Here is a 26772-nt window from a genome sequence, read left to right on the forward strand (position 1 = left end):
CGACCGGGCCGGGCCCCGTTTCGAGGTGCGGGCGCGGGGGCGCGATGCGACGCTGACTTGGTGCATACCTCTGAGCTGACTCCTGAGATCCGTGCCGCTCTGAGCGAGCCGAGGCCGTACCCCGCCATCACCCTGGTGATGCCGACCGATCCGGACTTCCCCTTCAGCGAGAAGGACCGCATCCTGCTGCGCGACCTCGTCACCGAGGCCAAGCGCCGGCTGGCGGAGGACCCGGACGTCTCGCGGGAGACCCGGCTGGAGCTGCGGAACCACATGCTGGACACCACGGTGATCGAGCAGGTGGCCGACCCCTTCCATCCGGACGACGCCATGGTGGTCTACGTGGCCGCCGACGAGCCGGTCCAGGTCTGGCAGATGACGTCCCTCGCGCCGGTGCGCCCGCGCGTGGAGTTCGCCGACCAGTTCCTGACGCGGTATCTGGAAGCCGCCGAGCAGCGGTCCCGGCCGTTCCTCGTGCTCGTGCTCGACCAGGAGATGTGCCGCCTCTACCACGGCTCGGTGAAACGCCTGGACGAGGTCGAGCACCACGGCTTTCCGTGCGCCCCGGAGATCCCGTCGCCGGAGGACGCGCTGCCCGGCGCGATCCCGCACTCCGCGCCGTACGAGGGGCACAAGGCGCGGGTCGAGCAGTACCTCCGCATGGTCGACAAGCGGCTGGGCGACGCGGTCGAGGAGCACGACGGCGACCTGCCGCTGTTCGTCATCGGCGGCGACAAGATCCTCTCGGCGTTCAAGACCGTCACCACGCACGGCAACATGATCGCCGGCACGCTCCCGCTGGCCGGGATGGACAAGGACCGGGCCAAGGACCTGATGAAGCGACTGGAGCCGGTCCTCGCCGAGTTCCGCGAGAAGCAGGTCGCGGAAGCGGTCGACGCGCTGGGCGAGGCGCGCGGGCTCGGCAAGTACGCGGGCGGGCCGCTGGAGGTCTGGACGGCCGTCGCGGACAAGCGGGTGGCGCGGCTGATCGTGGAGGAGGGGCTCGACCTCGCGGGCCGGATCACCGGGGACGGCCGGGTGCTGGAGCTGGTCGAGGTGCCCGAGCCGGTCACCCTGCCCGACCCCAGGCCGGACATCGAACCGCCGCCGCACACCATGGGTGTGGCCACCGACATCATCGAGCAGTTGGTGGACCGCGCCATCGACGCCGACTCCCAGATCCTCTTCGTCCCCGACGGCACCCTCGCCGAGGCCGGGGGAGTGGCGGCCCTGCTCAGGTACTGACCTCGTCCGGGCCGCCGTCGAGCACGGTCGTACGGAACGAGGCGACCACCGGCCGCAGATCGACCGCATGCCAGGCCGCCCACAGCCGAACGGACATGTCCAGCCAGGGCAGTTCGCGTACCGTCACCCCCGTGACCGGACCGCGCAGCATGCTCCGCTGGATCAGCGCCACCCCGAGGCCGGAGGCGACCAGACCGAGCGCGGTCAGCGGCTCGGACGCCTCCAGCCGGATGTCGGGGGTGAAGCCGGCGGCCGCGCAGGCGGCGATGAACTCGTCCCGCCAGGCCGGGCGCCGGCTGTTCTCCACCGCGATCCACGGCTGCTGCTCCAGGTCGGCCGGGGCCACCTCGGGCGACTGCGCGAGGGGGTGTCCGGTGGGCACGGCGAGCAGCAGGGGGTCGTCCAGCAGCAGCGCGGCCCGCAGGTCCGGGTCGTCCTCGGCGGGCGGTTCCGGGACCAGGGCGATGTCCAGGCTGCGCCTGCGCAGGCCCTCGAACTGCTCGGCGGCGGGGACGTTGTAGAGGGCGACGTGGATGCCGGGCCGTTCGCCGTGGAGTTCCCGGAGCGCGCGCGGGAGCACCCCGGTGTGCATGGCGTCGACCGTGTACCCGATGCACAGTCCGCCCTCCTCGCCCCGGCCGAGGCGGCGGCCCAGGTTCTCCAGCCGGTCGGCGTGCCGGAGCAGTGCCTTCGCCTCGGAGAGGAAGACGCGCCCGTCGGCGGTGAGCCGGATACGCTGCTGGCCGCGCTCGAACAGGGTCAGGCCGAGGTTCTTCTCCAACTGGGCGATCTGGCGGCTGAGCGGCGACTGCGAGATGTGCAGGCGCTCGGCCGCGCGGCCCACGTGCTCCTCCTCGGCGACGACCACGAAATAGCGGAGCTGGCGCAGATCCAGCATGTGAGACCTCCAGGGACTCAAGTGTGTCCAAGCAAGTCTTGGACAGTCTCAAGCTTCGATCCTAGCCTCGACAGAGCAAGCAGCGCGGACCAGTGCAAAGCCCGCGAAACCCGCACAAGGCAAGGATCACGCTCACATGGGTATCAAGTCCCTCCTCCCGGGCCCCCTGGGCTTCGGCACCGCCCCGCTCGGCAACATGTTCCGGGCCATCCCCGAGGAAGAGGCCGCCGCGACCGTCGCCGCCGCCTGGGACCAGGGCGTCCGCTACTTCGACACCGCGCCCTTCTACGGCGCCGGCCTGTCCGAGATACGCCTCGGCGAGGCGCTCGCCGGGCGCCCGCGCGACGAGTACGTGCTCAGCACCAAGGTCGGCCGCGTCATCCACGACGACATCGAGGACCCGGCCGCCCGCGAGCTGGGCGAGAAGGGCGGGCTCTTCGAGCACGGCCGCCCCAACCGGATGACCGACGACTACACCGCCGACGCCACCCTGCGCTCCGTCGAGGACTCCCTGAAGCGGCTGGGCACCGACCGGCTGGACATCGTCTGGGTCCACGACATCGCCCAGGACTTCCACGGCGACCAGTGGCTCGCGCGCTACGAGACCGCCCGCACCGGCGCGTTCCGGGTGCTGCAGCGGCTGCGCGACGAGGGTGTCATCAAGGCGTGGGGCCTCGGCGTCAACAAGGTCGAGCCGATCGAGCTGACCCTGGACCTCGACGAGCCCCGTCCGGACGCCTTCCTGCTGGCCGGCCGCTACACCCTGCTCGACCACGACCGCGCGCTCCAGCGGCTGCTTCCGGCCGCCACCGAGCAGGGGGTCGACATGGTCGTCGGCGGTCCCTACAGCTCCGGTGTGCTCGCGGGCGGACGGCACTTCGAGTACCAGGAGGCACCGCGGGCCATCCTCGACAAGGTGGACCGGATCAAGGCGCTGGCCGAGCGGCACGGCGTCTCCATCAAGGCGGCGGCCCTCCAGTTCGCCCTGGCCCACCCCGCCACCGCCGCCGTCGTCCCCGGCGCGACCCGGCCCAGCCGCATCGCGGAGGACGTGGCCGCGCTGCACGAGAGCGTCCCGGCCGCCTTCTGGGCGGACCTGCGCGCGGAGGGCCTGATCTCCGCCGCCGCTCCCGTCCCCACCGTCTGACCCCTGACCGGAGAAACACCATGGCAAGCACCGGCACGTACATCGACGTCCCCCACACCCCCGAGCACGTCTGGCAGCTCATCGGCGGCTTCGGCTCCCTGCCCGACTGGCTCCCCTACATCCCGGGCAGCACGCTGAGCGAGGGCGGCCGCGTCCGCACCCTGGCCAACGCCGAGGGCGACACCATCGTGGAACGCCTCATGTCCTTCGACGAAGCCTCCCGCAGCTACACGTACACCATCCTCAAGGCCCCCTTCCCGGTCACGGCCTACCTCTCCACCCTCACCGTCCACCCCCTCCCGGACCAGGCCACCGCCCGCGTCGAGTGGTCGGGCACCTTCACCCCGGCAGGCGTCCCGGAAGAGCAAGCGGTCGCCCTGTTCCACGGCATCTACACCGAGGGCCTGGCGGCACTGAAGCGAACGCTGGGGTAGCTCCCGGCCGCGCCGGTCGCCAAGGCCGTGCGCACGTACTGCGCCGGTACTCGCTCACCTGGGGGAAACGGCTCACGTACTCGTAGGTGGTCCCGGTGTCCGTTGGTTGTAGCGGTGGGAGGCTCGGTCGTTCAGGGCTCGGCCGGCTTTGGTGAGGGCCCGGCGCCAGGGGGTTCGGGGGGACTGGAGGGAGTGGCCCTGGCGCAGGGGGTGGGGGTTGTCGTCGCCCGGGGGGCGGGGGAGGGCGCGGGCGGCGAGGCCGGTGGCCCGGGTGGTGGCGGTGGGGGCCACACCGTGGGCGACCGAGGCCAGGCGGGCGGCGGGGGTGAGGACCGCGCGGGTGCGGCGGCGCTCCACCGCCTGGACCACCTTCTGCGCCGCGCGCTCCGCGTCCATGGACAGCACCGGCGTGCCCGAGAGGGCGGAGAACCAGGCGTACTCCTCCTCCGCCCGCCCGCCGAACTCCGCCTGGAGATGCGAACCGGTGCGCATCAGGCCCGGATGGACCGTCGTCACGCTCACCGCGCTCCCGGCCGTCTCCGCCTGGAGCCCCTCGCCCAGCGCCCGTACCGCCGCCTTGGCGCAGGAGTAGGGGACCAGATGCGGCGGGGAGACCAGCGCGCCGACCGAGCCGATCAGACCGAGGCGGCCGCCGTGCGGGCTGCGGCGCAGATGGGGGAGTGCGGCCAGGCAGGTGTACAGGGTGCCGTCGAAGATCGTCGCCATGGCGTCGTGGAAGGCGCGGCTGCCCGCCGTCTCGGCCGGCGCGACCTGGATGACACCCGCGTTGGCGATCACCACGTCCAGCCCGCCGTACGCCGCGGCCGTCTCGTCGACCGCCGCCGTGACCGCGCCCTCGTCCCGTACGTCGCACACCACCGCGCGCACCGTACGGCCGGTGCGGCGGCGTATCCAGCCCATCGCCCGGCCCAATTCCTCGGAATCCCGCGCGAGTACCGTCACCTCGCATCCGCGATCCGCCAGTTCCCCGGCGATCAGCAGCCCAAGACCCCGCGAACCGCCGGTGACCAGGGCGGACATCCCCTGGGACAAGGTGTCGTCGCTACGCGTCATGTCCTCACCTCTCGCTGAAAAGCTCGCAGATGCGGTTCCGGACCCGCCGTTCCGCGCTGTGGCGACCGCTGCGCGGGCCGGTAAGACTGGGTTCATCCGTGCCGGGAAGCAGGTGGACCATGAGCAGCATCCAGGAGTCGGTCGAGGTCCGAGTACCCGTCCGCACCGCGTACGACCAGTGGACTCAGTTCAAGAGCTTTCCCCGGATCATGAACGCCGTGCAGCGAGTGGACCAGGTCGGCCCGGCGATGACCCGGTGGAAGGTCAAAGCGGGGCTCCTCAGCAAGGAGTTCATGGCCGAGATCGTGGAGCAGGAACCGGACTCGCTGATCGCCTGGCGAAGCGTGGGGCGCGACCCCTGGCTGTGGGGCGACGTGTCCTTCCGCGAGGCCGCGCCCGACCGCACCGTGATCACGGTGAAGATGCACATCGAGCCGCACGGGCTCAGCGGCCGGCTGCCGGGCTCCGCCGACCGGGCGCGCCGGGTCGTCCGCGAGTCGCTCGAGAACTTCAAGGAGTTCATCGAGGGGCTCGGGGACGCCAGCGGCGCCTGGCGTGGCTCCATCCACAACGGCCGGGTCTCGCCCTCCGAGCCCGACCCGCCCAGGAGCCGCGTCCCGAAGTGGCCCGTCGGCTGACCGCCTTCGGCTGATCCGGACGACGACACGCGACACCGGGGGGAGCGGACCCCCTGTCGTCCCGCGGGAAAGCGGGGCGACAGGACAACAGCGAGAGGCATTTCCCATGAAGAAGGCGCCGAAGCACGAGCCCGACGAGCCGCTGACCGTCTCCCCGCCCAAGAAGTGGGCGGCCGGTGTCCCCGCGGTGACGCACGCCCTGGAGTACTCCCTCGACCAGGCGTCGCTGAAGACCACGGCGACGACCCTGCTCACCATGAACCAGGTCGGCGGCATCGACTGCCCCGGCTGCGCATGGGCCGACCCGGCACCGGGCCACCGGCACATGAACGAGTACTGCGAGAACGGTGCCAAGCACATCAACGACGAGGCCACCGGGCGCCGGATCACCCGCGAGTTCTTCCGCGCCCACCCCGTCTCCTGGCTCAACGAGCAATCCGACCTCTGGCTGAACCAGCAGGGCCGCCTCACCGAGCCCATGATCAAGCGGGCCGACTCGGACTACTACGAGCCCATTAGCTGGGCCGACGCGCTGGACCTGCTCGCCAACGAGCTGAAGTCCCTGGACTCCCCGGACGAAGCCTGCTTCTACACCTCGGGCCGGGCCAGCAACGAGTCGGCGTTCGTGCTCCAGCTCTTCGCCCGTGCCTTCGGCACCAACAACCTGCCCGACTGCAGCAACCTGTGCCACGAGACCAGCGGCTTCGGCCTGCACGAGACGCTCGGCACCGGCAAGGGCACCGTCTCGCTGGACGACATCTACCAGTCCGACCTGATCTTCCTGGTCGGACAGAACCCGGCGACGAACCACCCGCGCCAACTGTCCGCGCTCGAGGAGTGCAAGGACAACGGCGGCAAGATCATCGCGGTGAACACGCTGCCCGAGGCCGGCCTGATGCGCTTCAAGAACCCGCAGCAGGTGCGGGGCGTGATCGGTGACGGCGTCAAGATCTCCGACCTCTTCCTGCACATCCGCAGCGGCGGCGACCTGGCCCTGTTCCAGGGCCTCAACAAGCTGCTGCTGGAGGCCGAGGACGCCGCGCCCGGCACCGTGCTCGACCACGACTTCATCGCCCGGCACACCTCCGGCTTCGAGGAGTTCGCCGAGCACGCCCGCAGCATCTCCTGGGACGACATCCTCACCGCCACCCAGCTCACCCGGGAGCAGATCGAGGAGGCCCACGACTACGTCATGCACGCCAAGAGCGTCATCGTCTGCTGGGCCATGGGTGTCACCCAGCAGCGGCACGGCGTGCCGACCGTCCGCGAGATCATCAACTTCCTGATGCTGCGCGGAAACCTGGGCCGGGTCGGGTGCGGCGCCAGCCCCGTGCGCGGACACAGCAACGTCCAGGGCGACCGCACCATGGGCGTGTGGGAGCAGATGCCCGACGAGTTCCTGGACGCGCTCAAGTCCGAGTTCCGCTTCGAGCCGCCCCGCCACCACGGCTACGACGCGGTGAAGGCCGTCAAGGCGATGGCCGAGGGCAAGGTCAAGGTGTTCCTGTCGCTGGCGGGCAACTTCGTACGCGCCGCCCCCGACACCAACGTCACCGACCAGGCCATGCGCCGCTGCAAGGTCACCGCGCAGATCTCCACCAAGCTCAGCAAGGCGCACACCGTCACCGGCGAGACCGCGCTGATCCTGCCCTGCCTCGGCCGCACCGAGATCGACATCCAGGCGGGCGGCGTCCAGTTCGTCACCGTGGAGAACACCTCCAGCGAGGTGCACACCTCCTTCGGCAAACTCCGCCCCGCCTCCCGGCTGCTGCTCAGCGAGGTCGCCATCCTGTGCCGGCTCGCCGAGCGCACCCTGGGCGACAAGGTCGACATCCCCTGGCTCGAGTTCGAGGCCGACTACGGCAACATCCGCGACCGGGTGGCCCAGATCATCCCCGGTTTCTACGACTTCAACCGGCGGGTGGCCCGGCCGGGCGGCATCAAGCTGCCGAACCCGGTCAACGAGGGCGTCTACGCCACCGCCACCGGCAAGGCCATGTTCACCGTCAACCAGTGGGACATGTCCGCCGCGCCCCCCGGCCACCTGATCCTGCAGAGCACCCGCTCGCACGACCAGTGGAACACCATCCCCTACACCGAGAACGACCGCTACCGCGGCATCCACGGACGCCGCAACATCATCATGATCAACCCCGAGGACATGGTCGATCTCGGGCTGGTCCGCGGGCAGTTCGTCGACATCATCGGCGTCTGGCACGACGACGTCGACCGCCGGGTGGAGGGCTTCGAGGTCATCCCGTATCCCACCAGCCGGGGGTGCGCGGCCTCGTACTACCCCGAGGTGCAGCCGCTGATCCCGCTCGACAGCGTCGCCGAGATCAGCAACCAGCCCACCTCCAAGGGCTTCGTGGTCCGGCTCGAACCGAGCAGCCCGCCTCCCGGCACCAAGCCCACCCACTGGCACGACTGACCCGCGCCGCCGCTGCCGCCCTCACTCCGGGGGCGGCAGCAGCGTGCCCAGCGGACCCAGGTCCAGGTTGAGGTCCTCCATCGTCAGGCCGTACCGCGCGCACAGCCCGGTCATCCGGTCGTGCAGCAGCATCAGCGTCGCCCCCAGCCGCTCTTCCTCCTCCTCGCTCAGGTCGCCCGCGTCGACCCGGTTGAGCGCCTGCCGCTCCATGAGCTGACGCAGCAGCTCGACCAGGGTGAGGACCAGCTTCATCAGGTCCCGCTCCACCGTGTCCGGATCGGCGGTGATCCGGCGCGCCGGTACGGTCGCCCGCTCGTCGGAGGCCGTGAGTTCGCCGGGTGCCGCGGGCAGCAGCCGGAACGCCCGCTCGGCGGCCGCCGCGACCTCCGCCCTGCGCCGCTCCGGCCCGCCCCGCTCCGCGTCAGCCGTCATGCTCGCCCCGCTCGATCGGTCTCGGCTCCGCGAACGGCGACGGCACCTCCGGGCTGATGGACACGATCAGCGCCCGCAGCGAGACCCGGACCAGGTCGATGCCGGCGATGGAGAGCACCACGTCGCCGGTGAGCACCACCCCGCCGCTCAGCAGGCGGTCCAGCAGGTCGATGAGCGCGACCTGCCGCTGCGCCAGCGGCTCGGTCGCGGCCTGCCGGTCCGGAGTGGTCACGGCCCGGCCCCCGCCGGATCGCCGGTCTGCTCGGGCCCCATGGCGAACGAGTACGGCGCCCACGGCCCGGTGATCTCGACCCGCACCCCCGCGAGTCCCTCCGCCGCCCGCCGCACCTCGGCCCGGAACGCGTCGCCCTGCTCCAGCGGCACCAGATACGCGTCGTTGACCACGTTCTCGCCCGCCGCCTCGGCCAGCGCCCCCTGCTGCACCCGGTGCCGGGCCCGCTCACTGGCGTACGCGCGTCCCGCCGCCTCGATGCCCTCGGCCGCCCGCTGGGCCGCCTGGTGGGCGGTGTCCCGGTGGCGCTGCTGCTGCCGGCGGCCGCGCAGATACGAGCGTCCGGGGCTCAACTCCGTGTCGGCGGGGGCGGGGACCGGCTCGGGCGCGGCCGAGGGGTCCACGTACACCTTCACGCCCCACTCGACGTGCCCGGACAGCAGGGCCAGCCGGTCGGTGAACAACTCCCCCGACTCGTCCAGAACTTCACGCGCCCGGGTGTCGTCCAGATACACGGTGGCCAGACGCAGCGGCAGCACGGTGGTGTGCGCGGCGACCGCCTCCACCACTCCGTGGTGGGCGCGGGCCACCGCGGTCAGCCAGTCCAGGTCCTCCAGCCGGCGGCGCAGCGCCTCCTCCCGGAAGTCCTCCGCCGGTACCGAACTCGCCACCAGCGCCAGCCCGTTGCCGCCGGGGACCACACGCACGGGGGCGCCGACCACGCCCTCCAGCGCGGACAGGCGCTCCGGCAGGGTGTCGTCGGCGCGGGTCACGCCGTAGACGTAGGTCATGAGGTCACTCATCGCGGCTCCGCTTCCGGCGGCGGGCGGGGCGCGGCTTCGGCGCGGGCTCCGGCTCGGGCTCCGGTTCCTCTTCCTCCACCTCGACGTCCTCGATCTCCGCCTCTTCCTCCCCCTCCTCTTCCTCGGGTTCCTCGGGTTCGTATTCCGTCTCCTCGTCGAGCAGCTCCGGTTCGGCCTCGAGAAGCTCCTCCGGCTGCCTGAGCGCGTTCAGTTCTTCCCGCAGGCGGCGGTTCTCCTCGGCGAGCGAGTGCTCGTTCCTGGCCCGCGAGGACAGCGAGGGGTCGTGCTCCCACCAGTCGATGCCCATCTCCTTCGCCTTGTCGACGGAGGCGACCAGCAGCCGGAGTTTGATGGTCAGCAGCTCGATGTCGAGCAGGTTGATCTGGATGTCGCCCGCGATCACGATGCCCTTGTCCAGCACGCGTTCGAGGATGTCGGCGAGGTTGGCGGACGAACCCTGCCCGTACGGCTGGGCCGCCCGCGAAGGGGACGAGCCGAGCCGGTTGCCCAGTGGTTCACTCACGATGGTGGCCTCGTGTTCCCTAGTGCCGGATCAGGACCCGTGCCCGATCAGGACTGCTCTCCGCGGAAGTTCCGTATCTCCTCCAGCCGGTCGAGCAGTTCGTCCTCGCGCCGGTCGAAGGTCTCCTCGTCGATCTCCCCGGCGAGCAACTGCTTCTCCAGCGCGGCGAGTTCGGCCTTGACGGGCGCCGGGTCGTAGTACTCGTCCTCGGCCGCCTCCAGGACGCGTTCCATCACCCAGCCGACACCGCGCACCGGTGCCAGCGGGAGGGTGAGGATCTGGGTGAACAGGCCCATGGAATTTCCGTTCCGGGTGCTCAGACGAAGCTGTAGGGCGGGAGCGGGCCGTTCAGCCGGAAGTCGAGACCCTCGCCGAGCTGATGGGCGACGCTCAACTCCGTGGTGAGGAAAGCCTCTTCCTGATCGCCGGCCACCAGGAACGACACACTGAGGAAGTCCGACCCGGTCGGCTGCGTGGAGTCCACGTCGCGCGCGAACGGACGCAGCGCCTCGACCACACCGGCGGCCAGCGCCTCCTGCCGGGCCTGCACCTCCTGGGCCACCAGCTCACCGAGCCGCATCGCGGCGGACGGGTCGGCCGTGCCGTCGCGGATCTCGTCGTTGAGCTGCCGTGCCTGGTCCGACTCGGCGAGGATCTGACGCAGCAGGGAGTCCTCGTCCTGCGCCACCTTCAGGTGATACTCGGTGCAGCCCGCCAGCTCCTGGAGCCGGTCGGTGTACTCCTCGGCCCGCTCCTCCAGCGCCGACCGCACCTCGTCGTCGCTCGCCGCCACCAGACCGAACCGCAGCGGCAGTACGGTGCCGTCGGCCATGAGCCGCTCCTGCACCTCCTGGTGCGCGCCGACGTCGCGCCGCTTGGGGCGCAGGTCCTCGGGCGCGTCGCTGACCACCGCGCACAGCGACCCGGCGGTCACCGCCCGCAAAGGGCCGGGGGACTCGCCGACGCCGCGCAGGCCGTCGAGGCGCAGGGGATGCTGTTTGTCGGTGACGGAGTAGACGTAGACGCCCATCGCTCATTCCCTCTCACGGGTCGAGGTCCGCTTGGAGGCGCGCTTGGCCGGCCGCCGCTTCCGCGCCGGTTCCCGCTCTTCCTCGTCGCCCTCGTCCTCCTCGCTGCCGCCGCCGGTGACCGATTTGAGGGAGTCGGTGACCGCCTCGGCGGCCCCGCTCAGGGCGCCCTTGGACTTGCCCTTGGCGCCGCTCTCCACGGTGTCGCCGACGATGTCGGTGAGCTGGGCCGGCGCCTTGCGCCCCGCCTCCAGGTCCAGCCGGTTGCACGCCTCCGCGAAGCGCAGATACGTGTCCACGCTGGCCACGACGACACGGGCGTCGATCTTCAGTATCTCGATGCCCACCAGGGACACGCGGACGAAGATGTCGATCACCAGGCCGCGGTCCAGGATGAGTTCCAGGACGTCGTAGAGGCTGCCGCTGCCACCGCCGCGGGTGACATTGCCTCCGCCTTGCGGCACCACGGTCATGGTGCCTCCCTTCACCGGCGGGTCTCAGCCGCGCCGGTCGATCTGCCCTCGGGTGTAGCGGCGCGTGCGCTCGTAGGCCACGAGGTCGCCCTCCTTGTCGAGGGAGACGCGGTAGGTCGCCATCACGCTGGTCGTGTCGGGCACTCGCTCCAGTTCGAGCACCTCTACGTCGGCCTCCCAACCGTCGTTCGTCGGTTTCAGCGCCGAGACGGAATCCGGGGCCCGGCCGATCAGCTCGGTGAGCTGCTCGGCCGCGGTCCGCATCGCCCAGGCGGGGCCCTTGGACGGGCGGTGGTGCGGCTCACCGGCCGGTCGCCGGCCGGTGGCCCGGCTGCTGCCGGTCCGCCGCTTGGCGGGCTCTTCGCTTGCGGCCATGGTCTCTCCGGTGGTCGAAGCGGCCTCTCCGGTACGGCCGGAGCGGGCGCCAGATTCCACGCATGAACATACAATTTCAGCATATAGGGTTATAAGTCGCAGCAGCGTCGGCCGGCTCTCCGCGGGCCCGCCGGGACCGCGGGCGCGGCTCCGCTGCGGGGCCTCGGCGCGGGACACCACGCGCGATCCCTTCTTCCTCGATCGCGGGCCGGGTCGGGGTGCCGGCCGGAACCCCGTTTCTTTCCTGACCCTTTCCGAAGGGAACCGGTTCATGGATGACACGACCAAGGTCGCTCTCGCCGCCGCAGTCGCGAGCGGCTATGTGCTCGGACGTACGAAGAAGGGCCGCCTCGCCTTCGCGCTGGCGACCTACCTCGCCGGTCGCCGTACCGGCCTCAACCCCCAGGCGCTCCTGAGCGGGGGCCTCGGCAAGCTCGGCGAGGTGCCGGGCGTCCAGGAACTCAACGAGCAGGTGCGCGGCGAACTGCTCAACGCGGGCCGCAAGGCGCTGACCTCCGCCGCCGACCGCCGCCTCGGCGACCTCGCCGAGTCCCTCCGCGAGCGCACCCAGCGCATCGGCCAGAAGAAGGACGAGGAGCCGGAGGAGCCCGAAGAGCCTGAGGAGCCCGACGAGGACGAGGAGACCGAAGAGGCCGAGGAGTACGAGGACGAGGCGGAGGAGCCCGAGGAGCCCGAGGAGGAAGAGGACTTCGAGGCCGAGGAAGAGGTCGAGGAGCCCGAAGGGGAGGAGGGGCCCGAGGACGAGGAGGACTTCGAGGAGGAAGAGGAGGAAGAGGAAGAGGAACCCGAGGAGGAGCCGGAGGAGGAGCCCGAGAAGCCGCGCCGTCGGCCCGCCGCGAAGAAGGAGCCCGCAAAGAAGGCCGCGCCCGCGAAGAAGCAGGCGGCGAAGAAGGCTCCCGCGAAGAGGCCCCCCGCGAAGAAGGCCCCGGCGAAGAAGTCCGCGCCCCCGGCCAAGAAGCAGGCCGCCAAGAAGGCCCCCGCCAAGAAGTCGGCCCCGGCCAGGAAACAGGCGGCGAAGAAGGCTCCCGCGAAGAAGGCCCCGGCGAAGAAGCAGGCCGCCAAGAAGACCACAGGGCGCCGGAGGTAGGCCATGGCAGACACCAAGACCGACACCGGCAAGGACGACGCCAGGGAGCAGGCCGGCTCCGGTCTCGACTCGCTGCGCGACGAACTCGTCGACTACCTGGGCGCCCAGGCGGAGCACCTGGTGGAGAAGACGGGGGAGCGGCTCACCGACCTGACCCAGCAGCTCCTCGACTCGGCCGAGAACGGCGGTGGCTTCCTCACCGGCGTCGGCAGCCGCATCCTCAAGGGCGAGTCACCGCTGAAGGCGCTCGTGTCCCAGAAGGCCGGGGACGTCAAGGACAAGGTGGTCGAAGGGGCCAAGAGCCTGTTCGGCAAGAGCAAGGGCAAATCCGGCCAGGCCAAGGTCACCAACATCGTCGAGGTGCTGGACATCGGCGTGCCGCTCCGCGACGCCTACAACCACTGGACCCAGTACGACGAGTTCAGCGGCTTCACCAAGGGTGTGCAGGGCGTCTCCCAGGGCGACGAGGTCACCAGCGACTGGAAGCTGAAGGTCGGCCCCTCCAAGCGCAGTTACAAGGCGACCACGCAGACCCAGATCCCGGACGACCGGATCGTCTGGACCTCCGAGGGCGCCAAGGGCACCACGAGCGGCTGCGTGACCTTCCACGAGATCACCCCCACCCTGACCCGCATCGTCCTCGTCGTCGTGTACTCCCCGGCCGGCTTCTTCGAGAAGACCGGCAACATCTGGCGCGCCCAGGGCCGCCGGCTGCGCCTGGACTTCAAGAACTTCCAGCGCTACGTCAGCTTCGCCGACCCGGACGTGGAGGGCTGGCGCGGCGAGATCCGCGACGGCGAGGTCGTCCGCACCCACGAGGAGGTCGTGGAGGAGGAGCAGCAACAGGAAGGCGAAGAGGGCGACGAGGGCGACGAGGGCGAAGAGGAGGAGTACGAGGACGAGTACGACGAGGAAGAGGGGGCCGAGGACGAGGAAGCGCCCGACGAGGACGAGTACGAGGACGAATACGAGGAGGACGGCGAGGACGCCGAGGACGACGAGGAGAGGTGACTCCCGTACCGCTCGCCGGGCGCGCCCGCCCCCGCCACGGCGGCGCGCCCGGCGGGCCTGCTCAGCGCCCGCCCAGCTCCCGGAAGAACGCCCGCACATCACCCACCAGCGCCTCCGGCTGCTCCATCGCCGCGAAGTGCCCGCCCCGCTCGAACTCCGTCCAGCGGACGATGTTGTCGTGCCGCTCCGCTAGGTGCCGCAGCACGATGAAGTTCTCGCGCGGGAACGCGGCGAACGCCGTCGGGGTACGGGACGGCTCGGGCGGCCGGCCCCCCTGCTCCGCGCGGGCCCGCTCGTAGTAGACGCGCGCGGACGAACCCGCCGTGCCGGTCAGCCAGTACAGCATCACGTCGGTGAGCAGGTGGTCGCGGTCGACGGCGTCCTCGGGGCGGTCCTCCGAGTCCGTCCACTCCTTGAACTTCTCCGCGATCCAGGCCAGTTGGCCCACGGGAGAGTCGGTGAGGGCGTAGGAGAGGGTCTGCGGGCGCGTGGACTGGATGTCGGCGTACCCCTGCTTCTCGCGGCTCCACTCCTTCATGCGCTCCCAGGAGGCGAGGGTGCGGGCGCGTTCGGCCGGGCTCAGCGCGGCGAGTTCCTCCCCGGTCGGCTCGGCGGTCGCGCCGGCGCCCGGGATCAGGTTCAGGTGGACGCCGATGACGTGGTCGGGTCGGATACGGCCCAGCTCGCGGGAGACGGCCGCGCCCCAGTCGCCGCCCTGCGCGCCGTACCGTTCGTAGCCCAGGCGGGCCATCAGCTCCGCGAAGGCCGCCGCGGTCCTGCGGTACTCCCAGCCGGGCTCGCGGGTCGGGCCGGAGAAACCGAAGCCGGGGATGCTCGGCAGCACCAGATGGAAGGCGTCGGCCGGGTCACCGCCATGCGCGCGGGGGTCGGTCAGCGGGCCCACGATCCGCTCGAACTCGGCGAAGGAGCCGGGCCAGCCGTGCGTGACGATCAGCGGGGTCGCGTCCGGCTCGGGGGAGCGGATGTGCGCGAAGTGGATGTCCGCGCCGTCGATCGTCGTCATGAACTGCGGCCACTCGTTCAGCCGGGCCTCCGCCGCCCGCCAGTCGTACCCGTGCCGCCAGTACTCCGCCAGCTCGCGCAGATAGTCGCGCGGCACCCCGTAGTCCCAGCCCACCCCCGGCAGTTCGTCCGGCCAGCGGGTGCGGTCGAGGCGGTGGCGCAGGTCCGCCAGCTCGCTCTCCGGGACGTCGATGCGGAACGGTCGGATACCGGGGTCCGGTGCGGTGGTCATGTCGGCGCAGCCTAGGCGCCCTGACCGACTCGTGACGGGTCATTTCCCGGCGGCCCTTTTCGCGGCGGGTCCTAGATCATCAGTGCCACCGCCATGGCGAGCAGGCCGACCGCCACCAGGGCCACCACCAGCATGATCAGGGTGAGCGGTACCGGCCCCCAGGCCCGGCGCGGCTCGGTGTGGGAGATGCCGGCCGAGGTGCTGCCCTCGGCGGGCGGGGTCTCGCTGGGCGGCACCCGGGGCCGCTCGGGTTCGGGGCTCGTCATGACGGCCACTCCTCTCCTCGGCCGGGCCGTGCCCTGTCGCTCGCCGAGTACCCCTGGGCCGAACGGCTCTCGCCGGGTCCGGCCCGTTGTTCCGGCCGGGCGGGCCGGGTACGTGCCCTGCATGGACGGCTTCGACATGGACCCGGCGCTGCGGGAAGCACTGGACCGGCTCACCGTGCTGGACCAGACCGCCGCCGTACTGGCGAGCACGCTCGACGCGGTGGAGGGGGTCAGCCGTGTGTGCCGGGTGCTGGTGCCCGCCCTGGCCGACTGGAGCGTGGGGGACCTCATGGACGAGGCCGGCCGGCTGGAGCGTGTCTGTGTGACCCGCCGGGAGCCGGGCGCCCCGATGGTCGGCATGACCGGGGTGCTGCCCGGCGTGGGGGAGGACTCCGACGACCCGTGGTCGCGGGTGCTGCGCGGGGCGGGCGCGCTGCCGCTGTCCGCCGAGCGGCTCGGGCCGGAACCGGAGACTCCCGACCCGCTGCACGCGCTGAACCGCGAGCTGTTCCGGCGGCTGGGCGGTGCCTCGGGCATCGTCGCGCCGCTGCGCGCCCGGCGCCGGGTGCTGGGCGCGCTGACCCTGGTCCGCGAGCCCGGCCGGGCCCCGTTCGAGGAGGGGGACCTGGCGCTGGTGGAGGGGCTGGCGCACCGGGTCGCCCTCGCGGTGGACAACGCCCGGCTGCACGCCGAGGTGCAGACCATCGCCGAGCGCATGCAGCGCTCGCTGCTGCCCCGGCTGCCCGTCATCGACGGCCTGCGCATCGCCGCCCGCTATGCCCCCGCCGCCTCGTCCGCGCAGGTGGGCGGCGACTGGTACGACAGCTTCGAACTGCCCCAGGGCGACATCTCACTGATCATCGGCGACGTCACCGGCCACGACCTCCAGGCGGCGGTCGCCATGAGCCAGATCCGCAACATGCTGCGCGGCATCGCCTGCGACCGCCAGGAGCCACCTGGCCGCATCCTGCGCCGGCTGGACCTGGCGATGGCCGTCCTCTACCCGCACCAGACCGCCACCTGCGTCTACGCCCTGCTCAAGGCCACGGAGGACGGCCGGTACCGACTGGACTGGGCATCCGCGGGCCATCTGCCGCCGTTGCTGGTCACCCCGGCCGGGGACACCACGTACCTGGACGCGGCCCGCGGCATGGTGCTCGGCGTCGACCCCGAGAGTCATCGCACCGGCGCCACCACAGCGCTGCCGTCCGGCGGCACCCTGCTGCTCTACACCGACGGTCTGGTCGAGCGCCGGGGCGAGTCCCTCGACCACGGCCTGATCCGGCTGCGCCAGCACGCGGCCACCCTGGTCGGCCAGGAGCTGGACGTCATGTGCGAGGAACTGCTCACCGGGCTCGCCCCGGACGCCGAGGACGACGTGGCGCTGATCGCCCTGCGCCTGCCCGCCGCTCCCCGCTGACCCTCCGGCCGGGCGGGGTGGGGCAGACATGATCGGGGGTCCGCGTGGCACCCGCCCTGTGTGCGAGGGATACACGCGGCATGGCAAGGACTGACGGCGGACGTCTCGGCGGCCGCCGCCGCCGCGCGACGGGCCTGGGCGGGGCCGAGTCGCGAGCGCGACCTCGTGGTGCAGGCGCTCAAGGCGGCACTGGCCGCCTGGGTGGCCTGGGCGGTGGCGGGGTGGTGGCTCCACGCGCCGGTGGCGTTCGTCGCGCCCTGGGTGGCGGTGGTACTGGTGGAGTCCACCGTCTACCGCTCTCTCACCCACGGCCTCCAGCAGCTCGCGGCGATCGCGGCGGGCACCGTCATCGCCACCGCCGTGGGACTGCTGCTCCCGCACACCGAGGCCGCGATGGCCGTCGTCCTGCCCGTGGTGCTGCTGCTCGGCCAGTGGAGCCGGCTCGGCAGCCAGGGCATCTACGCGGCCACCGGCGCCCTGTTCACCCTGACCGCCGGACCCGTCTCCGTCGTCACCTCCGCGGCCCGGCTCGGTGAGGCGCTGTTCGGCGCGGTGGTCGGCCTCGCCGTGAACGCCCTGATCCGGCCGCCCGTCCATCTGCGCGACGCCCGCGCGCTGCTCCAGGACGCCACCGACGAGGCCCACGACATCCTCCAGGAAGTGGCCGAGGGCCTCGCCGACGGGCGACTGGACGCCGACGCGGCATCCGGTTGGCACGACCGCGCCGTGCGGCTCCACCCCCTGGTCGAGCAGGCCAAGGCCGCCGTCGGCTGGAACCGGGAGAGCCTGCGCGTCAACCTGCGCCGCCGCCGCAAGGCCGTACCGCAGGCCGGCCGGGGCTACGAGGACGCGGTCACCGTGCTGGAGTACGCCGCCGTGCACACCGCGGGCGTCACCCGCACCGTGCTGGAGACCGTCACCGACGACGACGCCGCCCACCGTCTCGAACCCGGCCTCGCCCGGCACTACGCCCGCTACCTCGGCCTTACCGCACACGCCCTGCGCCTGTACGGCAACAGCCGCTTCGGCACCGCGTCCGCCGACGGACTGCACGACGCGGTCCACGACATGCGCGAGACGCTCCAGGCCCTGCGCCAGGACCTGGTCCGCACCACCACCGACGACCCCGGCGGCGTCGCCCTCTACGGCGCCCTGCTCACCCAGGCCCACCGCCTGACCGACCAACTGGTGTCGTCCGCCGAGTGACCCGGTTACGGACCGCCGCCCCTCGGGTACCCGGCCGGACACGAGGGCCGAGCCGGGCGAGGGAGGGCGACGCATGACCGCCGAGGACCAGACGGTGCGCGCCGGACGGCACACGGTCGAGGCGCACCGGCCGGACAGGGTGTGTGACAACACCGCCACCCTCCTCCACCTCGCCGACCAGGCATGCCTGACCGTGGCCGACCTGCTCGTCAGCCGGCGTCCCGACCGGCTGACCACGGCCGCCCGCAAACGGGACCGCGGCGACCGTCTCTACCTCGACGTGCAGCGCGACGGTTACGCCCGGACCGCCGTCGCCCCCTACGGCGTGCGCGCCCGCCCCGGCGCCCCCGTAGCCACCCCGTTCGCCTGGGACCAGCTCGACGACCCGGATCTCGGGCCCCGCCGCTGGACCATCGCCGACGCCCTGGACCAGGCCCGCAGCCATCCCTGGCCCACCCTGCGCGGTCACGCCCTGGACCCGGCCCGGCGCCGACTGGAGGAGCTCGTGTGATGCCGAAACCCCCGCTCTTGGGCGCCGATTCCCCCGTCTCCCCGGTGAACTCGCACAACGAGTGGGACCCGCTGGAGGAGATCGTCGTCGGGCGTGTCGAAGGCGCCACCATCCCGTCCCGGCACCCCGTGGTGTCCTGCAACGTGCCCCGCTGGGCCGCCAGGCTCCAGGGCCTCGCGGCCGGGCGAAGATACCCGCGCACCCTGATCCGACGGGCCCAGCGCGAGCTGGACGAGTTCGCCGACCTGCTGCGCTCCCTCGGCGTCACCGTGACCCGCCCGGACGCCGTCGAGCACCGGCGCCCCTTCGCCACCCCCGACTGGTCCGCCCGGGGCTTCTGCAACACCTGCCCCCGCGACAGTCTGCTCGTCGTCGGGGACGAGATCATCGAGACACCGATGGCCTGGCCCTGCCGGTACTTCGAGACCCACTCCTACCGCGGCCTCCTCAAGGACTACTTCCGGCGCGGCGCCCGCTGGACCGCGGCCCCGAAACCCCAGCTCACCGACGAGCTGTACGAGCGGGACTTCCGGGTGCCGGGGCCCGGCGAGCCCATGCGGTACGTCCTCACCGAGTTCGAGCCGGTCTTCGACGCGGCGGACTTCGTACGCGCCGGGTACGACCTCTTCGTGACCCGCAGCAACGTCACCAACGCCCTGGGGATCGAGTGGCTGCGCCGGCACCTCGGGCCCCGGTACCGGGTCCACGAGATCGAGAGCCGCTGCCGTACGCCCATGCACATCGACACCACCCTCGTGCTGCTGGCGCCGGGCAAGGTGATGGTGAACCCGGAGTACATCGACGTGGACCGGCTGCCCGACGTGCTGAAGTCCTGGGACGTGCTGGTCGCGCCGGAACCCGACCCGATCCACGACCCCCTGCTCAAGCTCACCTCGATGTGCGGGAAGTGGCTCAGCATGAACGTGCTGATGCTCGACGAGAAGCGGGTGATCGTCGAGCGCCACCACACCGGCATGGTGCGCGCCCTTCAGCAGTGGGGGTTCGAGACCATCCCCTGCGACCTGCTGCACTACGCGCCCTTCGGCGGCTCCTTCCACTGCGCCACCCTCGACATCCGGCGCCGGGGCGTGGCGCAGTCCTACTTCCCCTGAGGGCGGCGGCTCAGGTGTGCCGGGCGTGCACGGGGTCGTTGGCGACCTCGTCCGGGCACTTTCGGTGGGCGCGCCGGCCCGGCCGGTCGCGGCGCCAGTCGAAGGCGGCGAGGGCCAGCGAGGCGGCCATGCCGATCAGCGCGGCGGCCAGGGCCGTGACGAGGGCGGTGCGGTAGTCGCCGCGGGTGCTGCCGAGCACCACGTAGAACAGGCCGGGCAGTGCGGCCGTACCCACCGCCGCGCCGAGCCGCTGCCCGGTCTGGAGCGCGCCCCCGGCCGCGCCCGCCATGCGCACCGGGACGTCGCGCAGGGTCATGGTGATGTTGGGGGACACCACGAAGCCGGAGCCGACACCACCGATGAACAGCACCGGCGCGGCCACCCAGGGCGCGATGCCGAGCGGCGCCAGACGCAGCAGCAGCGCGGTGCCGCCGAGACCCACGATCACCCCCACCAGACCGCACACCGTCAGCACCCGGCCGAACCGCTCCACCAGCCGCCCGGCGAGCACGGCCGCGCTCGCCGAACCGAGCGCGAAAGCCGTCACGGCGAGCCCCGACCTGAGCGGGGAGTAGCCGAGCCCGTGCTGGTAGAACAGCGCGAACACCAGCCAGACCCCGCTGAAACCGACGAAGTACAGCGTGCCCACCCCCGCCCCGACCGCGTAGCCGCGCACCGTGCTGAACAGCCGCGGATCGAGCAGCGGCTGCTTCTCCCGGGCGACCAGGCGCCGCTGCCACAGCACGAAGGCGACGAGCAGCACCACCGCGGCCGGGAACAGCCACCACAGCCGCGCGAGGCCGCCGGAATCCGCCTGGACCAGTGGATACATCAGCGCCAGCACCCCGGTGCCGAGCAGCAGGATGCCGGGCACGTCCACGCTCCCGCGCCCCTCGCGCTCGACGCGGGGCAGCAGCCGGCGGCCCAGCAGGACCGCGAGCAGCCCGATGGGGACGTTGACGTAGAAGATCCACCGCCAGCCCTGCTCGCCGGAGGCCAGCGCGAGGATGGCACCGCCGGTGATCGGGCCGATCGCGGAGGAGATGCCCACGGTCGCGCCGAAGAAGCCGAAGGCCCTCCCACGCTCCTCGCCCCGGAACATCTGCTGGATCAGCGCCGAGTTCTGCGGGGCCATGAACCCCGCCGCCAGCCCCTGGCAGAGCCGGGCCAGCACCAGCGGCGTGATGCCGGGGGCCGCGCCGCACGCCGCGCTGAAGATCACGAACCCGCTGAGCGCCAGCAGGAAGATGCGGCGCCGGTCCAGCGCGTCGCCCAGCCGCCCGGCGGTGACCAGGGCGAGCGCGAAGGTCAGGGCGTACCCGGACACCACCCACTGCACCTCGGCAGGGGTGGCGTGCAGATCCCGCTGGATGGTGGGCAGCGCCACCGCGACGATCGTCACGTCCAGCAGACTCATGAATCCGGCGACCAGGGTCACCCACAGGGCCCGCCACCGGCGGGGGTCCGGCGTGTACCCGTCCTCGGGTGCGGACGGCCGCCCGCCGCCCGCCGTCGATGCCGACGCAGTCACCAGGGCTCCTCTCACCGGGGACGAACACCGGGCATCCGGGTTCCCCTCAAGACTCCCCGGCACGCACCGGCACTCGTACGGCCCCTTTCTCATCACGCTCGGTAGCGGTACGGACGCACAGTGAAGAGGATCGTTTGAGCGCGCGCTGACTGCGCAGGTGTTCTGCTTGAAAACGTGTACGGCGAAAGGAACACCCATGGCGGCCCTCGACAACGAAGACCCGGTCGACCCCGGCGCGGTCAGACGCCACCGGGTGCTGTTCCGGGCGATCGAGCGGCGGCGCAACCCCAAGCTGCGCCGCAGCGACATCACCGTGACGGACCAGGCCGCCGTGAAGCGCGCCACCAAGGCGGCCGCGCTCGGCAACGCCATGGAGTGGTACGACTTCGGCATCTACAGCTACCTCGCCGCCACCCTCGGCAAGGTGTTCTTCCCCTCGGGGAACGACACGGCGCAGTTGCTCAGCTCCTTCGCCACCTTCGCCGTCGCCTTCCTGGTGCGCCCGATCGGCGGCATGGTCTTCGGGCCGCTCGGTGACAAGATCGGCCGTAAGCGCGTGCTGTCGATGACCATGATCATGATGGCGGTGGGCACCTTCGCCATCGGTCTGATCCCCTCGCACGCCGCCATCGGCCTGTGGGCCCCGGCCCTGCTGATCCTCTTCCGTCTGATCCAGGGCTTCTCGACCGGCGGCGAGTACGGCGGCGCCTCCACCTTCATCGCGGAGTACGCCCCGGACAAGCGGCGCGGGTTCTTCGGCAGCTTCCTGGAGTTCGGCACGCTGGCCGGATACGTCGGCGCCTCCGGCCTGGTCGTCGTGCTGAGCACCGTGTTCAGCGAGGACCAGATGCTGCAGTGGGGCTGGCGCATCCCGTTCCTGGTCGCGGCGCCGCTCGGCTTCATCGGCCTCTATCTGCGGCTGAAGCTGGACGAGACCCCGGCCTTCCAGAAGCTGGAGGGCGGCCATGTCCACGCGACCGAGGCCGCCGACGCGGTCGAGACCTCCGCCACCGCCGACCTGGGCAAGATCTTCACCCGGTACTGGCGGCCACTGCTGCTGTGCCTCGCGCTCGTCGCGGCGTACAACATCACCGACTACATGCTGCTGTCGTACATGCCGACCTATCTCTCGGACGAGCTGGGCTACCCCACCAACCACGGGCTGCTGATCCTGCTGCTGGTGATGGTGCTCCAGATGTGCGTCATCAACCAGGTCGGCCGGCTCTCGGACCGCTTCGGGCGCAAGCCGCTGCTGATGGCCGGGATGCTCGGGTTCGTCCTGCTGTCCGTGCCGGCCTTCCTGCTGATCCGGCAGGGCAGCGTCGTCCTCATCGCGGTGGGCCTGCTCATGATGGGCCTCTCCCTGGTGGCGATGCTCGGCACGATGTCGGCGGCGCTCCCGGCGATCTTCCCGACCCAGGTGCGCTACGGCTCCCTCTCGGTGGCCTACAACCTCGCCACCTCCGTCTTCGGCGGCACGACCCCGCTGGTGATCACCTACCTGATCAGCGTCTTCCACACCAATCTCATGCCCGCCTACTACGCGACCGCGGCCGCGGTCGTCGGCGTCATCGCGGTGCTGTGCATGAAGGAGACGGCCAACAAGCCGCTCGCGGGCTCGCCCCCGGCCGTGGAGACGGAGAAGGAGGCCGCGGAGATCGTCCAGGCCCAGGCCCCGGCGCCGAAGTTCTGACCGCGCCGGACCCCCGTACGACGGAACGCCCCCGGCCTTCGCGGCACGGGGGCGTTCCGTCGTCTGCCGCCGGAGCGCCTACGGCTTGATGCCCACCGCGGTCCACAGGCTGACCTCCGCGTCCGTGGCGGTCGGCTCGGCGTCCGGGCGCCAGCGGTGGCCGACCTCGACGCCGGGCTCCAGCAGCTCCAGCCCGTCGAAGAAGCGCGCCACGTCCGCGCGGGAGCGGAACTGCACCGGGGTCCCGGCACCGTTGTAGATGTCGGTGACCTTCTGCCAGGTCGGCGCGTCGAAGTCGGGCGTGCAGTGGCTCAGCGCCAGCGCACTGCCCGAGGGGAGCACGTCCAGCAGCCGGCTGACGATGCCGTACGGGTCCCGGTCGTCCGGCACGAAGTGCATCAGGGCGTTCAGGGACAGCGCGACGGGCCGCTCCATGTCCAGCACGTCGGTCAGCTCGGGGGCGTCCAGCAGCGACTGCGGGTCGTTGACGTCCGCCTCTATGTACGCGGTGCGCCCCTCGGCGGTGCTGCGCATCAGGCGCTCGGCGTACTTGAGGACCAGCGGGTCGTTGTCGGCGTACACCACCCGAGCGTCGGCCACCACGGACTGGGCGACCTGGTGCAGGTTCGGCTCGGTGGGGATGCCGGTGCCGATGTCCAGCCACTGCCGGATGCCGTGCTCGCGGGCGAGGACACGGGTGGCGCGGTGCATGAAGGCGCGGTTCTCGCGGGCGCACACGAAGATGCCGGGATAGGCGGCGGCCACCGCCTCGGCGGCGTGCTTGTCCACGTCGAAGTGGTCCTTGCCGCCCAGGTAGTAGTCGTACATCCGGGCGGAGTGGGGCCTGCTGGTGTCGATGTCCCGCGCCGCTTGTGAGTTGGTCATCCTGTCCCTTTTCGGTGTGTGCGTGGGGGGAGAAGTCAGCCGTTGGTCAGATGGTCGGCCAGGCCCCGCTTGACCCCCGCGACGAACGCGGTGATCTCCTCCGGGGTGTAGATCAGCGCGGGTCCGGCGGGGTCGGTCGACTGGCGCAGCGCCACCCGGCCGTCGGCGAGCCGCTTGGTCTGCACGCACTGCCCGCCGTTGGGCCCGCTCCAGGGCGACTCCCAGCCCTGCTCGCCGAGGTCGGAGGCGGGCATGCCGTTGTAGGCGTGGCCGCGGCCGTCGATGGTGGTCATGAGTACTCCTTGCGCATGCGGTTCAGCAGCGCCCTGCTCTGCGCGTCGGAGGACAGCAGGGACATGCGGTTGTGCGCCTCCAGATGGGCGACGACGTCGGAGCGCTGGTCCAGGTACATCGCGCCGGAGAGGATCTCGCTGTAGACGATGTCCGGCAGCTCCGGCTCCTCGAACCGGAAGTACGTGAACGGCGCGCACGCCCCCACATGCGCGCCGGCGGCGAACGGCACCACGTCCACGCTCACGTGCGGCAGCTCGGAGAACTCCAGCAGCCGGTCGATCTGCTCCCGCATCACCTCGGGCCCGCCCACCACCCGGTGCAGCACGGCCTCCTCCATCACGACCCACAGCGTCGGCGAGTCGGCGCGCTCCAGCAGGGCGCTGCGGCGCAGCCGCAGGTCCACCCGGCGCGCCAGGTCCGCGTCGCTCTCGTTCGGGAAACCGCCGGCGAGGACGGCGCGCGCGTACGCGTGGGTCTGGAGCAGGCCCGTCACATAGTGCGGCTCGTAGGTGCGCAGGGTCTTCGCGCCCGTCTCCAGGCTCACGTACGCGCTGAACCAGCCCGGCACCACGTCGCGGTAGGCGTGCCACCAGCCGGGCTCGTTGGCCCGCTCGGCGAAGGCGACGAACTCGTCCCGCTCCTGCCGGTCGGCGCCGTACGTCTCCAGCAGCTTCTCCACATAGAGGGGCTTGAGCGCCACCTCCGCCTTCTCCAGCCGGCGGATGGTCAGGGCCGTGACCCTGAGTGCCCGCGCCGCGTCCTCCAGCGAGACGCCCGCCCCCTGGCGCCGCTCCTGCAGTCTGCGGCCGAGCACCATGCGCAGCACGGTGGGCGCACTCGCGGCGCTGCCCGCGCTCGAACGGCCTTCACTCACGCCCTACCTCCTGATGGGCTGTCACTCGTAAGAGTGTGACAGGGAGTTGGTGAATCAACCAGACGGATAGCGGCTCTCTGTAATTATCAGGGAGTCGGTTGCAGCCTGAACTCGGTTGCGAGCATAGTTACTTGAGTGACCGCCTCACGGAAGGCAATCATCGTGACCCCCACCACGACCTCGTCACCGGACCTGTTGGACGTCGCGGACCCGGACCAGACGCACTGGATCACTTTGCGCTCGCACCATTCCAGCGTCCGGATCGCCCGCCGCTCCACGCGGGACCGCCTGTCGAACTGGGGGCTGCCCGGGGAGCTGCGCGCGGACGCCGTGCTGCTCGTGTCCGAGCTGGCCACCAACGCCGTCCTGCACACCTCCAGCGTGCGCATCCTCTGCGGCATCGGATTCATCGCCCCCGGCCGCCTGCGCATCGAGGTGCACGACCACGACTACTCCGGCCAGGGCCTCACCCGGCGCGAACCCGGCCCCGACGACGAGGGCGGGCGCGGCCTGGTGCTCGTCGAGCAGCTCGCCGACTCCTGGGGCGTCGACCGCTCCCGGCTCACCAGCGGCAACGCGGTCTGGGCGGCCTTGAGCCTCTGATCAGCCCCCGGCGGGCGTGAGTTCGGCCAGCAGCAGGGTGCGGTCGTCCGTGCCGCCTGTGCCGCCTGCCCCGGAGGGCGCGCGCAGCAAGTGCTCGCACAGGGCGGGCAGATCGGCGCCAGGATCGGCGGCTGCCGCGTCCAGCGACTCGGCCAGCCGCGCTATCTGGTGGTCTATGTCGGCGTCGCGGGACTCCACCAGGCCGTCGCTGTAGAGCACCAGTAACGCGGGCTCCGGGACGCCGAACACGGTCGCCTCGTAGTGGCCGGTGCCGAGCCCCAGGGGCAGGCCGGGCGCGGTGAGGGGGACCGGGGCCGTCCTCCCGTCCGGGCCGCGCAGCAGTGGCGGCGGATGGCCCGCGCTCACCACCGTGCAGGTGTGCTCACCCGGCGACCACTCGGTGTAGACACAGGTGGCGAAGGAGGCGCCGGGTGTGTCACAGGCCAGCGCGTCCAGCCGTCGCACCAGTTCCACCGCCGGTATGTCGAACCCGGCGAACGCCCTTACCGCCGTGCGGAGTTGCAGCATGGCGACGGCGGACTCCGGGCCGTGGCCCATCGCGTCGCCCACGATCAGGCCGACCCGCCCGTCCGGCCGCCGCAGCACGTCGTACCAGTCGCCGCCTATCACCGTGTCCACCCCGGCGGGCAGCGAGCCGTGGCTCACCCGGCACCCCTCGAACCGCTGGAGCGCGTCCGAGGGCAGGCTGCCCCGGATGGCCAGCGTGGTGCGCCGCTCGTGCGCGTAGCGGCGGGCGTTGTCCAGGGCGACCGAGGTCCGCGCCGCCAGCGCCTCCACGGCCGCCACCTCGGTGGCCCCGAACGGCGCCCGGTCCGGCCCGCGCGTGCACGCGACGAACCCGATCGTGACCTCCCGCAGCCGCAGCGGTACGACCAGGAAGGACGCCGTCCGCAGCAACTCGTCCATCCGCGCGTCCCCGTTGCCCGAGGCACGCAGCCGCGCGGAGGTGTGCGGGTCCACCGAGTCCAGCAACTGCGCCTGTCCCAAGGACAGCGCGCGGGCGTACGGCGTCTCGCAGGGGAAGACGATCACCTCGCCGACCGGCAGCAGCTTCTCCCAGTCCTCCCGCGCGTCCGCCCTCACCCGCACCGCGAGCCGGTACGCCTCGATGCGCGTCGGGCCCGGCGCCACACCCGCGTTCTCCCCCCGGCGCCACCGCTCCAGCAGGTACACCGAGGCCGCGTCGGCGAAGGCGGGGGCCAGCGCGTGGGTGAACTGGCTGCCGGTCAGCGGCAGATCGAGCGCCGAG

30 protein-coding genes are annotated in these 26772 nt (G+C 71.7%); 13 read left to right on the forward strand and 17 right to left on the reverse strand.

Translation table 11 applies throughout. The features are described from left to right. The first annotated feature begins 60 nt into the window (after positions 1 to 60). A complete protein-coding gene (locus tag ACZ3HQ_RS05760) occupies positions 61 to 1245 on the forward strand; it encodes a baeRF3 domain-containing protein (protein ID WP_467508336.1) in 1185 nt (394 codons plus the stop codon). Here the strand turns inward: ACZ3HQ_RS05760 and ACZ3HQ_RS05765 are convergent. After that, positions 1235 to 2143, reverse strand: coding sequence for a LysR substrate-binding domain-containing protein (locus tag ACZ3HQ_RS05765; RefSeq protein ID WP_467508338.1), 909 nt, complete (start codon positions 2141 to 2143; stop codon positions 1235 to 1237). The two genes, ACZ3HQ_RS05760 and ACZ3HQ_RS05765, sit on opposite strands and share 11 nt — an antisense overlap. A gap of 136 nt (positions 2144 to 2279) precedes the next feature. Between ACZ3HQ_RS05765 and ACZ3HQ_RS05770 the strand changes: the two genes are divergently transcribed. Continuing rightward, the gene (locus tag ACZ3HQ_RS05770) at positions 2280 to 3290 is read left to right on the forward strand and encodes an aldo/keto reductase (RefSeq protein ID WP_467508340.1); all 1011 of its coding nucleotides are present in this window, start codon (positions 2280 to 2282) and stop codon (positions 3288 to 3290) included. 20 nt (positions 3291 to 3310) lie between these two features. After that, positions 3311 to 3724 carry an SRPBCC family protein gene (locus ACZ3HQ_RS05775; protein ID WP_467508342.1) on the forward strand — a complete coding sequence of 138 codons (414 nt, stop codon included), beginning with the start codon at positions 3311 to 3313 and terminating at the stop codon, positions 3722 to 3724. A gap of 72 nt (positions 3725 to 3796) precedes the next feature. Here ACZ3HQ_RS05775 and ACZ3HQ_RS05780 read toward each other — a convergent pair whose 3' ends face one another. Beyond that, a complete protein-coding gene (locus ACZ3HQ_RS05780; protein WP_467508343.1) occupies positions 3797 to 4798 on the reverse strand; it encodes an SDR family NAD(P)-dependent oxidoreductase in 1002 nt (333 codons plus the stop codon). 119 nt (positions 4799 to 4917) lie between these two features. Here ACZ3HQ_RS05780 and ACZ3HQ_RS05785 point away from each other — a divergent pair, with 119 nt between their 5' ends. Together ACZ3HQ_RS05785 and ACZ3HQ_RS05790 are read left to right on the forward strand one after the other, a co-directional pair. Next, positions 4918 to 5436 (forward strand): SRPBCC family protein, encoded by a 519-nt coding sequence (locus ACZ3HQ_RS05785; RefSeq protein ID WP_467508345.1) that lies wholly within the window; start codon positions 4918 to 4920, stop codon positions 5434 to 5436. A gap of 106 nt (positions 5437 to 5542) precedes the next feature. Further along, the gene (locus ACZ3HQ_RS05790) at positions 5543 to 7867 is read left to right on the forward strand and encodes an FdhF/YdeP family oxidoreductase (protein ID WP_467508347.1); all 2325 of its coding nucleotides are present in this window, start codon (positions 5543 to 5545) and stop codon (positions 7865 to 7867) included. 21 nt (positions 7868 to 7888) lie between these two features. On the opposite strand, the gene ACZ3HQ_RS05795 is transcribed toward ACZ3HQ_RS05790, so the two are convergent. Genes ACZ3HQ_RS05795 through ACZ3HQ_RS05830 form a run of 8 tightly spaced genes read right to left on the reverse strand, consistent with a single transcriptional unit; the run spans position 7889 to position 11733 of the window. Further along, positions 7889 to 8299 carry a gas vesicle protein K gene (locus ACZ3HQ_RS05795; protein WP_467508349.1) on the reverse strand — a complete coding sequence of 137 codons (411 nt, stop codon included), beginning with the start codon at positions 8297 to 8299 and terminating at the stop codon, positions 7889 to 7891. Then, complete coding sequence (locus ACZ3HQ_RS05800) at positions 8289 to 8531, reverse strand: gas vesicle protein (RefSeq protein WP_467508351.1); 243 nt, start codon at positions 8529 to 8531, stop codon at positions 8289 to 8291. Before ACZ3HQ_RS05800 ends, ACZ3HQ_RS05795 begins: the two co-directional genes overlap by 11 nt. Then, on the reverse strand, positions 8528 to 9334 hold the full coding sequence (locus ACZ3HQ_RS05805; protein ID WP_467508353.1) for a GvpL/GvpF family gas vesicle protein: 807 nt from the start codon (positions 9332 to 9334) through the stop codon (positions 8528 to 8530). The genes ACZ3HQ_RS05800 and ACZ3HQ_RS05805 overlap by 4 nt, the downstream gene beginning before the upstream one ends. Beyond that, positions 9327 to 9857 carry a gas vesicle protein gene (locus ACZ3HQ_RS05810; RefSeq protein ID WP_467508355.1) on the reverse strand — a complete coding sequence of 177 codons (531 nt, stop codon included), beginning with the start codon at positions 9855 to 9857 and terminating at the stop codon, positions 9327 to 9329. The genes ACZ3HQ_RS05805 and ACZ3HQ_RS05810 overlap by 8 nt, the downstream gene beginning before the upstream one ends. Positions 9858 to 9904: 47 nt before the next feature. Continuing rightward, positions 9905 to 10153, reverse strand: a complete 249-nt coding sequence (locus ACZ3HQ_RS05815; protein WP_467508357.1) for a gas vesicle protein GvpG — start codon at positions 10151 to 10153, stop codon at positions 9905 to 9907. 20 nt (positions 10154 to 10173) lie between these two features. Then, positions 10174 to 10887, reverse strand: a complete 714-nt coding sequence (locus ACZ3HQ_RS05820; RefSeq protein WP_467508358.1) for a GvpL/GvpF family gas vesicle protein — start codon at positions 10885 to 10887, stop codon at positions 10174 to 10176. 3 nt (positions 10888 to 10890) lie between these two features. Then, positions 10891 to 11358, reverse strand: coding sequence for a gas vesicle structural protein GvpA (locus ACZ3HQ_RS05825; protein ID WP_467508360.1), 468 nt, complete (start codon positions 11356 to 11358; stop codon positions 10891 to 10893). Positions 11359 to 11382: 24 nt separating this feature from the next. Next, a complete protein-coding gene (locus tag ACZ3HQ_RS05830; RefSeq protein WP_467508361.1) occupies positions 11383 to 11733 on the reverse strand; it encodes a gas vesicle protein GvpO in 351 nt (116 codons plus the stop codon). 271 nt (positions 11734 to 12004) lie between these two features. Here ACZ3HQ_RS05830 and ACZ3HQ_RS05835 point away from each other — a divergent pair, with 271 nt between their 5' ends. Both ACZ3HQ_RS05835 and ACZ3HQ_RS05840 read left to right on the forward strand, forming a co-directional pair. Further along, entirely contained in the window at positions 12005 to 12841 is an 837-nt protein-coding gene (locus ACZ3HQ_RS05835; RefSeq protein ID WP_467508362.1) for a histone protein, read from the forward strand. Between the two features lie 3 nt (positions 12842 to 12844). Continuing rightward, positions 12845 to 13852, forward strand: a complete 1008-nt coding sequence (locus ACZ3HQ_RS05840) for an SRPBCC family protein (RefSeq protein ID WP_467508364.1) — start codon at positions 12845 to 12847, stop codon at positions 13850 to 13852. 61 nt (positions 13853 to 13913) lie between these two features. Here the strand turns inward: ACZ3HQ_RS05840 and ACZ3HQ_RS05845 are convergent, their stop codons facing one another. Together ACZ3HQ_RS05845 and ACZ3HQ_RS05850 are read right to left on the reverse strand one after the other, a co-directional pair. Beyond that, positions 13914 to 15107, reverse strand: coding sequence for an epoxide hydrolase family protein (locus tag ACZ3HQ_RS05845; protein ID WP_467508366.1), 1194 nt, complete (start codon positions 15105 to 15107; stop codon positions 13914 to 13916). A gap of 71 nt (positions 15108 to 15178) precedes the next feature. Beyond that, positions 15179 to 15373, reverse strand: coding sequence for a DUF6480 family protein (locus tag ACZ3HQ_RS05850; protein WP_467508367.1), 195 nt, complete (start codon positions 15371 to 15373; stop codon positions 15179 to 15181). Positions 15374 to 15494: 121 nt separating this feature from the next. Between ACZ3HQ_RS05850 and ACZ3HQ_RS05855 the strand changes: the two genes are divergently transcribed. From ACZ3HQ_RS05855 to ACZ3HQ_RS05870, 4 genes are all read left to right on the forward strand, one after another. Beyond that, positions 15495 to 16793, forward strand: coding sequence for a PP2C family protein-serine/threonine phosphatase (locus tag ACZ3HQ_RS05855; protein ID WP_467508369.1), 1299 nt, complete (start codon positions 15495 to 15497; stop codon positions 16791 to 16793). Positions 16794 to 16853: 60 nt separating this feature from the next. Further along, complete coding sequence (locus ACZ3HQ_RS05860; RefSeq protein WP_467508370.1) at positions 16854 to 17999, forward strand: FUSC family protein; 1146 nt, start codon at positions 16854 to 16856, stop codon at positions 17997 to 17999. A 73-nt stretch (positions 18000 to 18072) separates the two neighbouring features. Further along, the gene (gene ligD, locus ACZ3HQ_RS05865; RefSeq protein WP_467508372.1) at positions 18073 to 18510 is read left to right on the forward strand and encodes a non-homologous end-joining DNA ligase LigD; all 438 of its coding nucleotides are present in this window, start codon (positions 18073 to 18075) and stop codon (positions 18508 to 18510) included. Further along, positions 18510 to 19622: an amidinotransferase gene (locus ACZ3HQ_RS05870; protein WP_467508374.1), complete on the forward strand. Its 1113-nt coding sequence runs from the start codon at positions 18510 to 18512 to the stop codon at positions 19620 to 19622. The genes ligD and ACZ3HQ_RS05870 overlap by 1 nt, the downstream gene beginning before the upstream one ends. 10 nt (positions 19623 to 19632) lie before the next feature. On the opposite strand, the gene ACZ3HQ_RS05875 is transcribed toward ACZ3HQ_RS05870, so the two are convergent. Next, a complete protein-coding gene (locus tag ACZ3HQ_RS05875) occupies positions 19633 to 21153 on the reverse strand; it encodes an MFS transporter (protein ID WP_467508376.1) in 1521 nt (506 codons plus the stop codon). A gap of 196 nt (positions 21154 to 21349) precedes the next feature. On the opposite strand from ACZ3HQ_RS05875, the gene proP reads away from it, so the two are divergent. Then, positions 21350 to 22846 carry a glycine betaine/L-proline transporter ProP gene (proP, locus tag ACZ3HQ_RS05880; RefSeq protein WP_467508378.1) on the forward strand — a complete coding sequence of 499 codons (1497 nt, stop codon included), beginning with the start codon at positions 21350 to 21352 and terminating at the stop codon, positions 22844 to 22846. A gap of 78 nt (positions 22847 to 22924) precedes the next feature. Here the strand turns inward: proP and ACZ3HQ_RS05885 are convergent, their stop codons facing one another. Genes ACZ3HQ_RS05885 through ACZ3HQ_RS05895 form a run of 3 tightly spaced genes read right to left on the reverse strand, consistent with a single transcriptional unit; the run spans position 22925 to position 24899 of the window. Then, positions 22925 to 23731 carry an SAM-dependent methyltransferase gene (locus tag ACZ3HQ_RS05885; RefSeq protein ID WP_467508379.1) on the reverse strand — a complete coding sequence of 269 codons (807 nt, stop codon included), beginning with the start codon at positions 23729 to 23731 and terminating at the stop codon, positions 22925 to 22927. Positions 23732 to 23766: 35 nt separating this feature from the next. After that, entirely contained in the window at positions 23767 to 24024 is a 258-nt protein-coding gene (locus ACZ3HQ_RS05890; protein WP_030816380.1) for a DUF397 domain-containing protein, read from the reverse strand. After that, positions 24021 to 24899, reverse strand: a complete 879-nt coding sequence (locus tag ACZ3HQ_RS05895) for a helix-turn-helix domain-containing protein (RefSeq protein WP_467508381.1) — start codon at positions 24897 to 24899, stop codon at positions 24021 to 24023. Before ACZ3HQ_RS05895 ends, ACZ3HQ_RS05890 begins: the two co-directional genes overlap by 4 nt. Before the next feature lie 162 nt (positions 24900 to 25061). On the opposite strand from ACZ3HQ_RS05895, the gene ACZ3HQ_RS05900 reads away from it, so the two are divergent. Next, entirely contained in the window at positions 25062 to 25502 is a 441-nt protein-coding gene (locus ACZ3HQ_RS05900) for an ATP-binding protein (protein ID WP_467508383.1), read from the forward strand. Here the strand turns inward: ACZ3HQ_RS05900 and ACZ3HQ_RS05905 are convergent, their stop codons facing one another. After that, on the reverse strand, positions 25503 to 26696 hold the full coding sequence (locus tag ACZ3HQ_RS05905) for a PP2C family protein-serine/threonine phosphatase (protein ID WP_467508385.1): 1194 nt from the start codon (positions 26694 to 26696) through the stop codon (positions 25503 to 25505). Positions 26697 to 26772 lie beyond the last annotated feature (76 nt).

The organism is Streptomyces sp. NPDC018263, assembly GCF_055562575.1.

Bases quoted from the DNA above. Each gene is read 5' to 3' on its own strand.
- ACZ3HQ_RS05830 (WP_467508361.1), bottom strand. From the start codon at position 11,733: ATGGCCGCAAGCGAAGAGCCCGCCAAGCGGCGGACCGGCAGCAGCCGG.
- ACZ3HQ_RS05780 (WP_467508343.1), bottom strand. From the start codon at position 4,798: ATGACGCGTAGCGACGACACCTTGTCCCAGGGGATGTCCGCCCTGGTC.
- ACZ3HQ_RS05805 (WP_467508353.1), bottom strand. From the start codon at position 9,334: ATGAGTGACCTCATGACCTACGTCTACGGCGTGACCCGCGCCGACGAC.
- ACZ3HQ_RS05790 (WP_467508347.1), top strand. From the start codon at position 5,543: ATGAAGAAGGCGCCGAAGCACGAGCCCGACGAGCCGCTGACCGTCTCC.
- ACZ3HQ_RS05845 (WP_467508366.1), bottom strand. From the start codon at position 15,107: ATGACCACCGCACCGGACCCCGGTATCCGACCGTTCCGCATCGACGTC.
- ACZ3HQ_RS05785 (WP_467508345.1), top strand. From the start codon at position 4,918: ATGAGCAGCATCCAGGAGTCGGTCGAGGTCCGAGTACCCGTCCGCACC.
- proP (WP_467508378.1), top strand. From the start codon at position 21,350: ATGGCGGCCCTCGACAACGAAGACCCGGTCGACCCCGGCGCGGTCAGA.
- ACZ3HQ_RS05795 (WP_467508349.1), bottom strand. From the start codon at position 8,299: ATGACGGCTGACGCGGAGCGGGGCGGGCCGGAGCGGCGCAGGGCGGAG.
- ACZ3HQ_RS05870 (WP_467508374.1), top strand. From the start codon at position 18,510: ATGCCGAAACCCCCGCTCTTGGGCGCCGATTCCCCCGTCTCCCCGGTG.
- ACZ3HQ_RS05885 (WP_467508379.1), bottom strand. From the start codon at position 23,731: ATGACCAACTCACAAGCGGCGCGGGACATCGACACCAGCAGGCCCCAC.
- ACZ3HQ_RS05855 (WP_467508369.1), top strand. From the start codon at position 15,495: ATGGACGGCTTCGACATGGACCCGGCGCTGCGGGAAGCACTGGACCGG.
- ACZ3HQ_RS05775 (WP_467508342.1), top strand. From the start codon at position 3,311: ATGGCAAGCACCGGCACGTACATCGACGTCCCCCACACCCCCGAGCAC.
- ligD (WP_467508372.1), top strand. From the start codon at position 18,073: ATGACCGCCGAGGACCAGACGGTGCGCGCCGGACGGCACACGGTCGAG.
- ACZ3HQ_RS05765 (WP_467508338.1), bottom strand. From the start codon at position 2,143: ATGCTGGATCTGCGCCAGCTCCGCTATTTCGTGGTCGTCGCCGAGGAG.
- ACZ3HQ_RS05815 (WP_467508357.1), bottom strand. From the start codon at position 10,153: ATGGGCCTGTTCACCCAGATCCTCACCCTCCCGCTGGCACCGGTGCGC.
- ACZ3HQ_RS05820 (WP_467508358.1), bottom strand. From the start codon at position 10,887: ATGGGCGTCTACGTCTACTCCGTCACCGACAAACAGCATCCCCTGCGC.
- ACZ3HQ_RS05770 (WP_467508340.1), top strand. From the start codon at position 2,280: ATGGGTATCAAGTCCCTCCTCCCGGGCCCCCTGGGCTTCGGCACCGCC.
- ACZ3HQ_RS05890 (WP_030816380.1), bottom strand. From the start codon at position 24,024: ATGACCACCATCGACGGCCGCGGCCACGCCTACAACGGCATGCCCGCC.
- ACZ3HQ_RS05840 (WP_467508364.1), top strand. From the start codon at position 12,845: ATGGCAGACACCAAGACCGACACCGGCAAGGACGACGCCAGGGAGCAG.
- ACZ3HQ_RS05825 (WP_467508360.1), bottom strand. From the start codon at position 11,358: ATGACCGTGGTGCCGCAAGGCGGAGGCAATGTCACCCGCGGCGGTGGC.
- ACZ3HQ_RS05835 (WP_467508362.1), top strand. From the start codon at position 12,005: ATGGATGACACGACCAAGGTCGCTCTCGCCGCCGCAGTCGCGAGCGGC.
- ACZ3HQ_RS05850 (WP_467508367.1), bottom strand. From the start codon at position 15,373: ATGACGAGCCCCGAACCCGAGCGGCCCCGGGTGCCGCCCAGCGAGACC.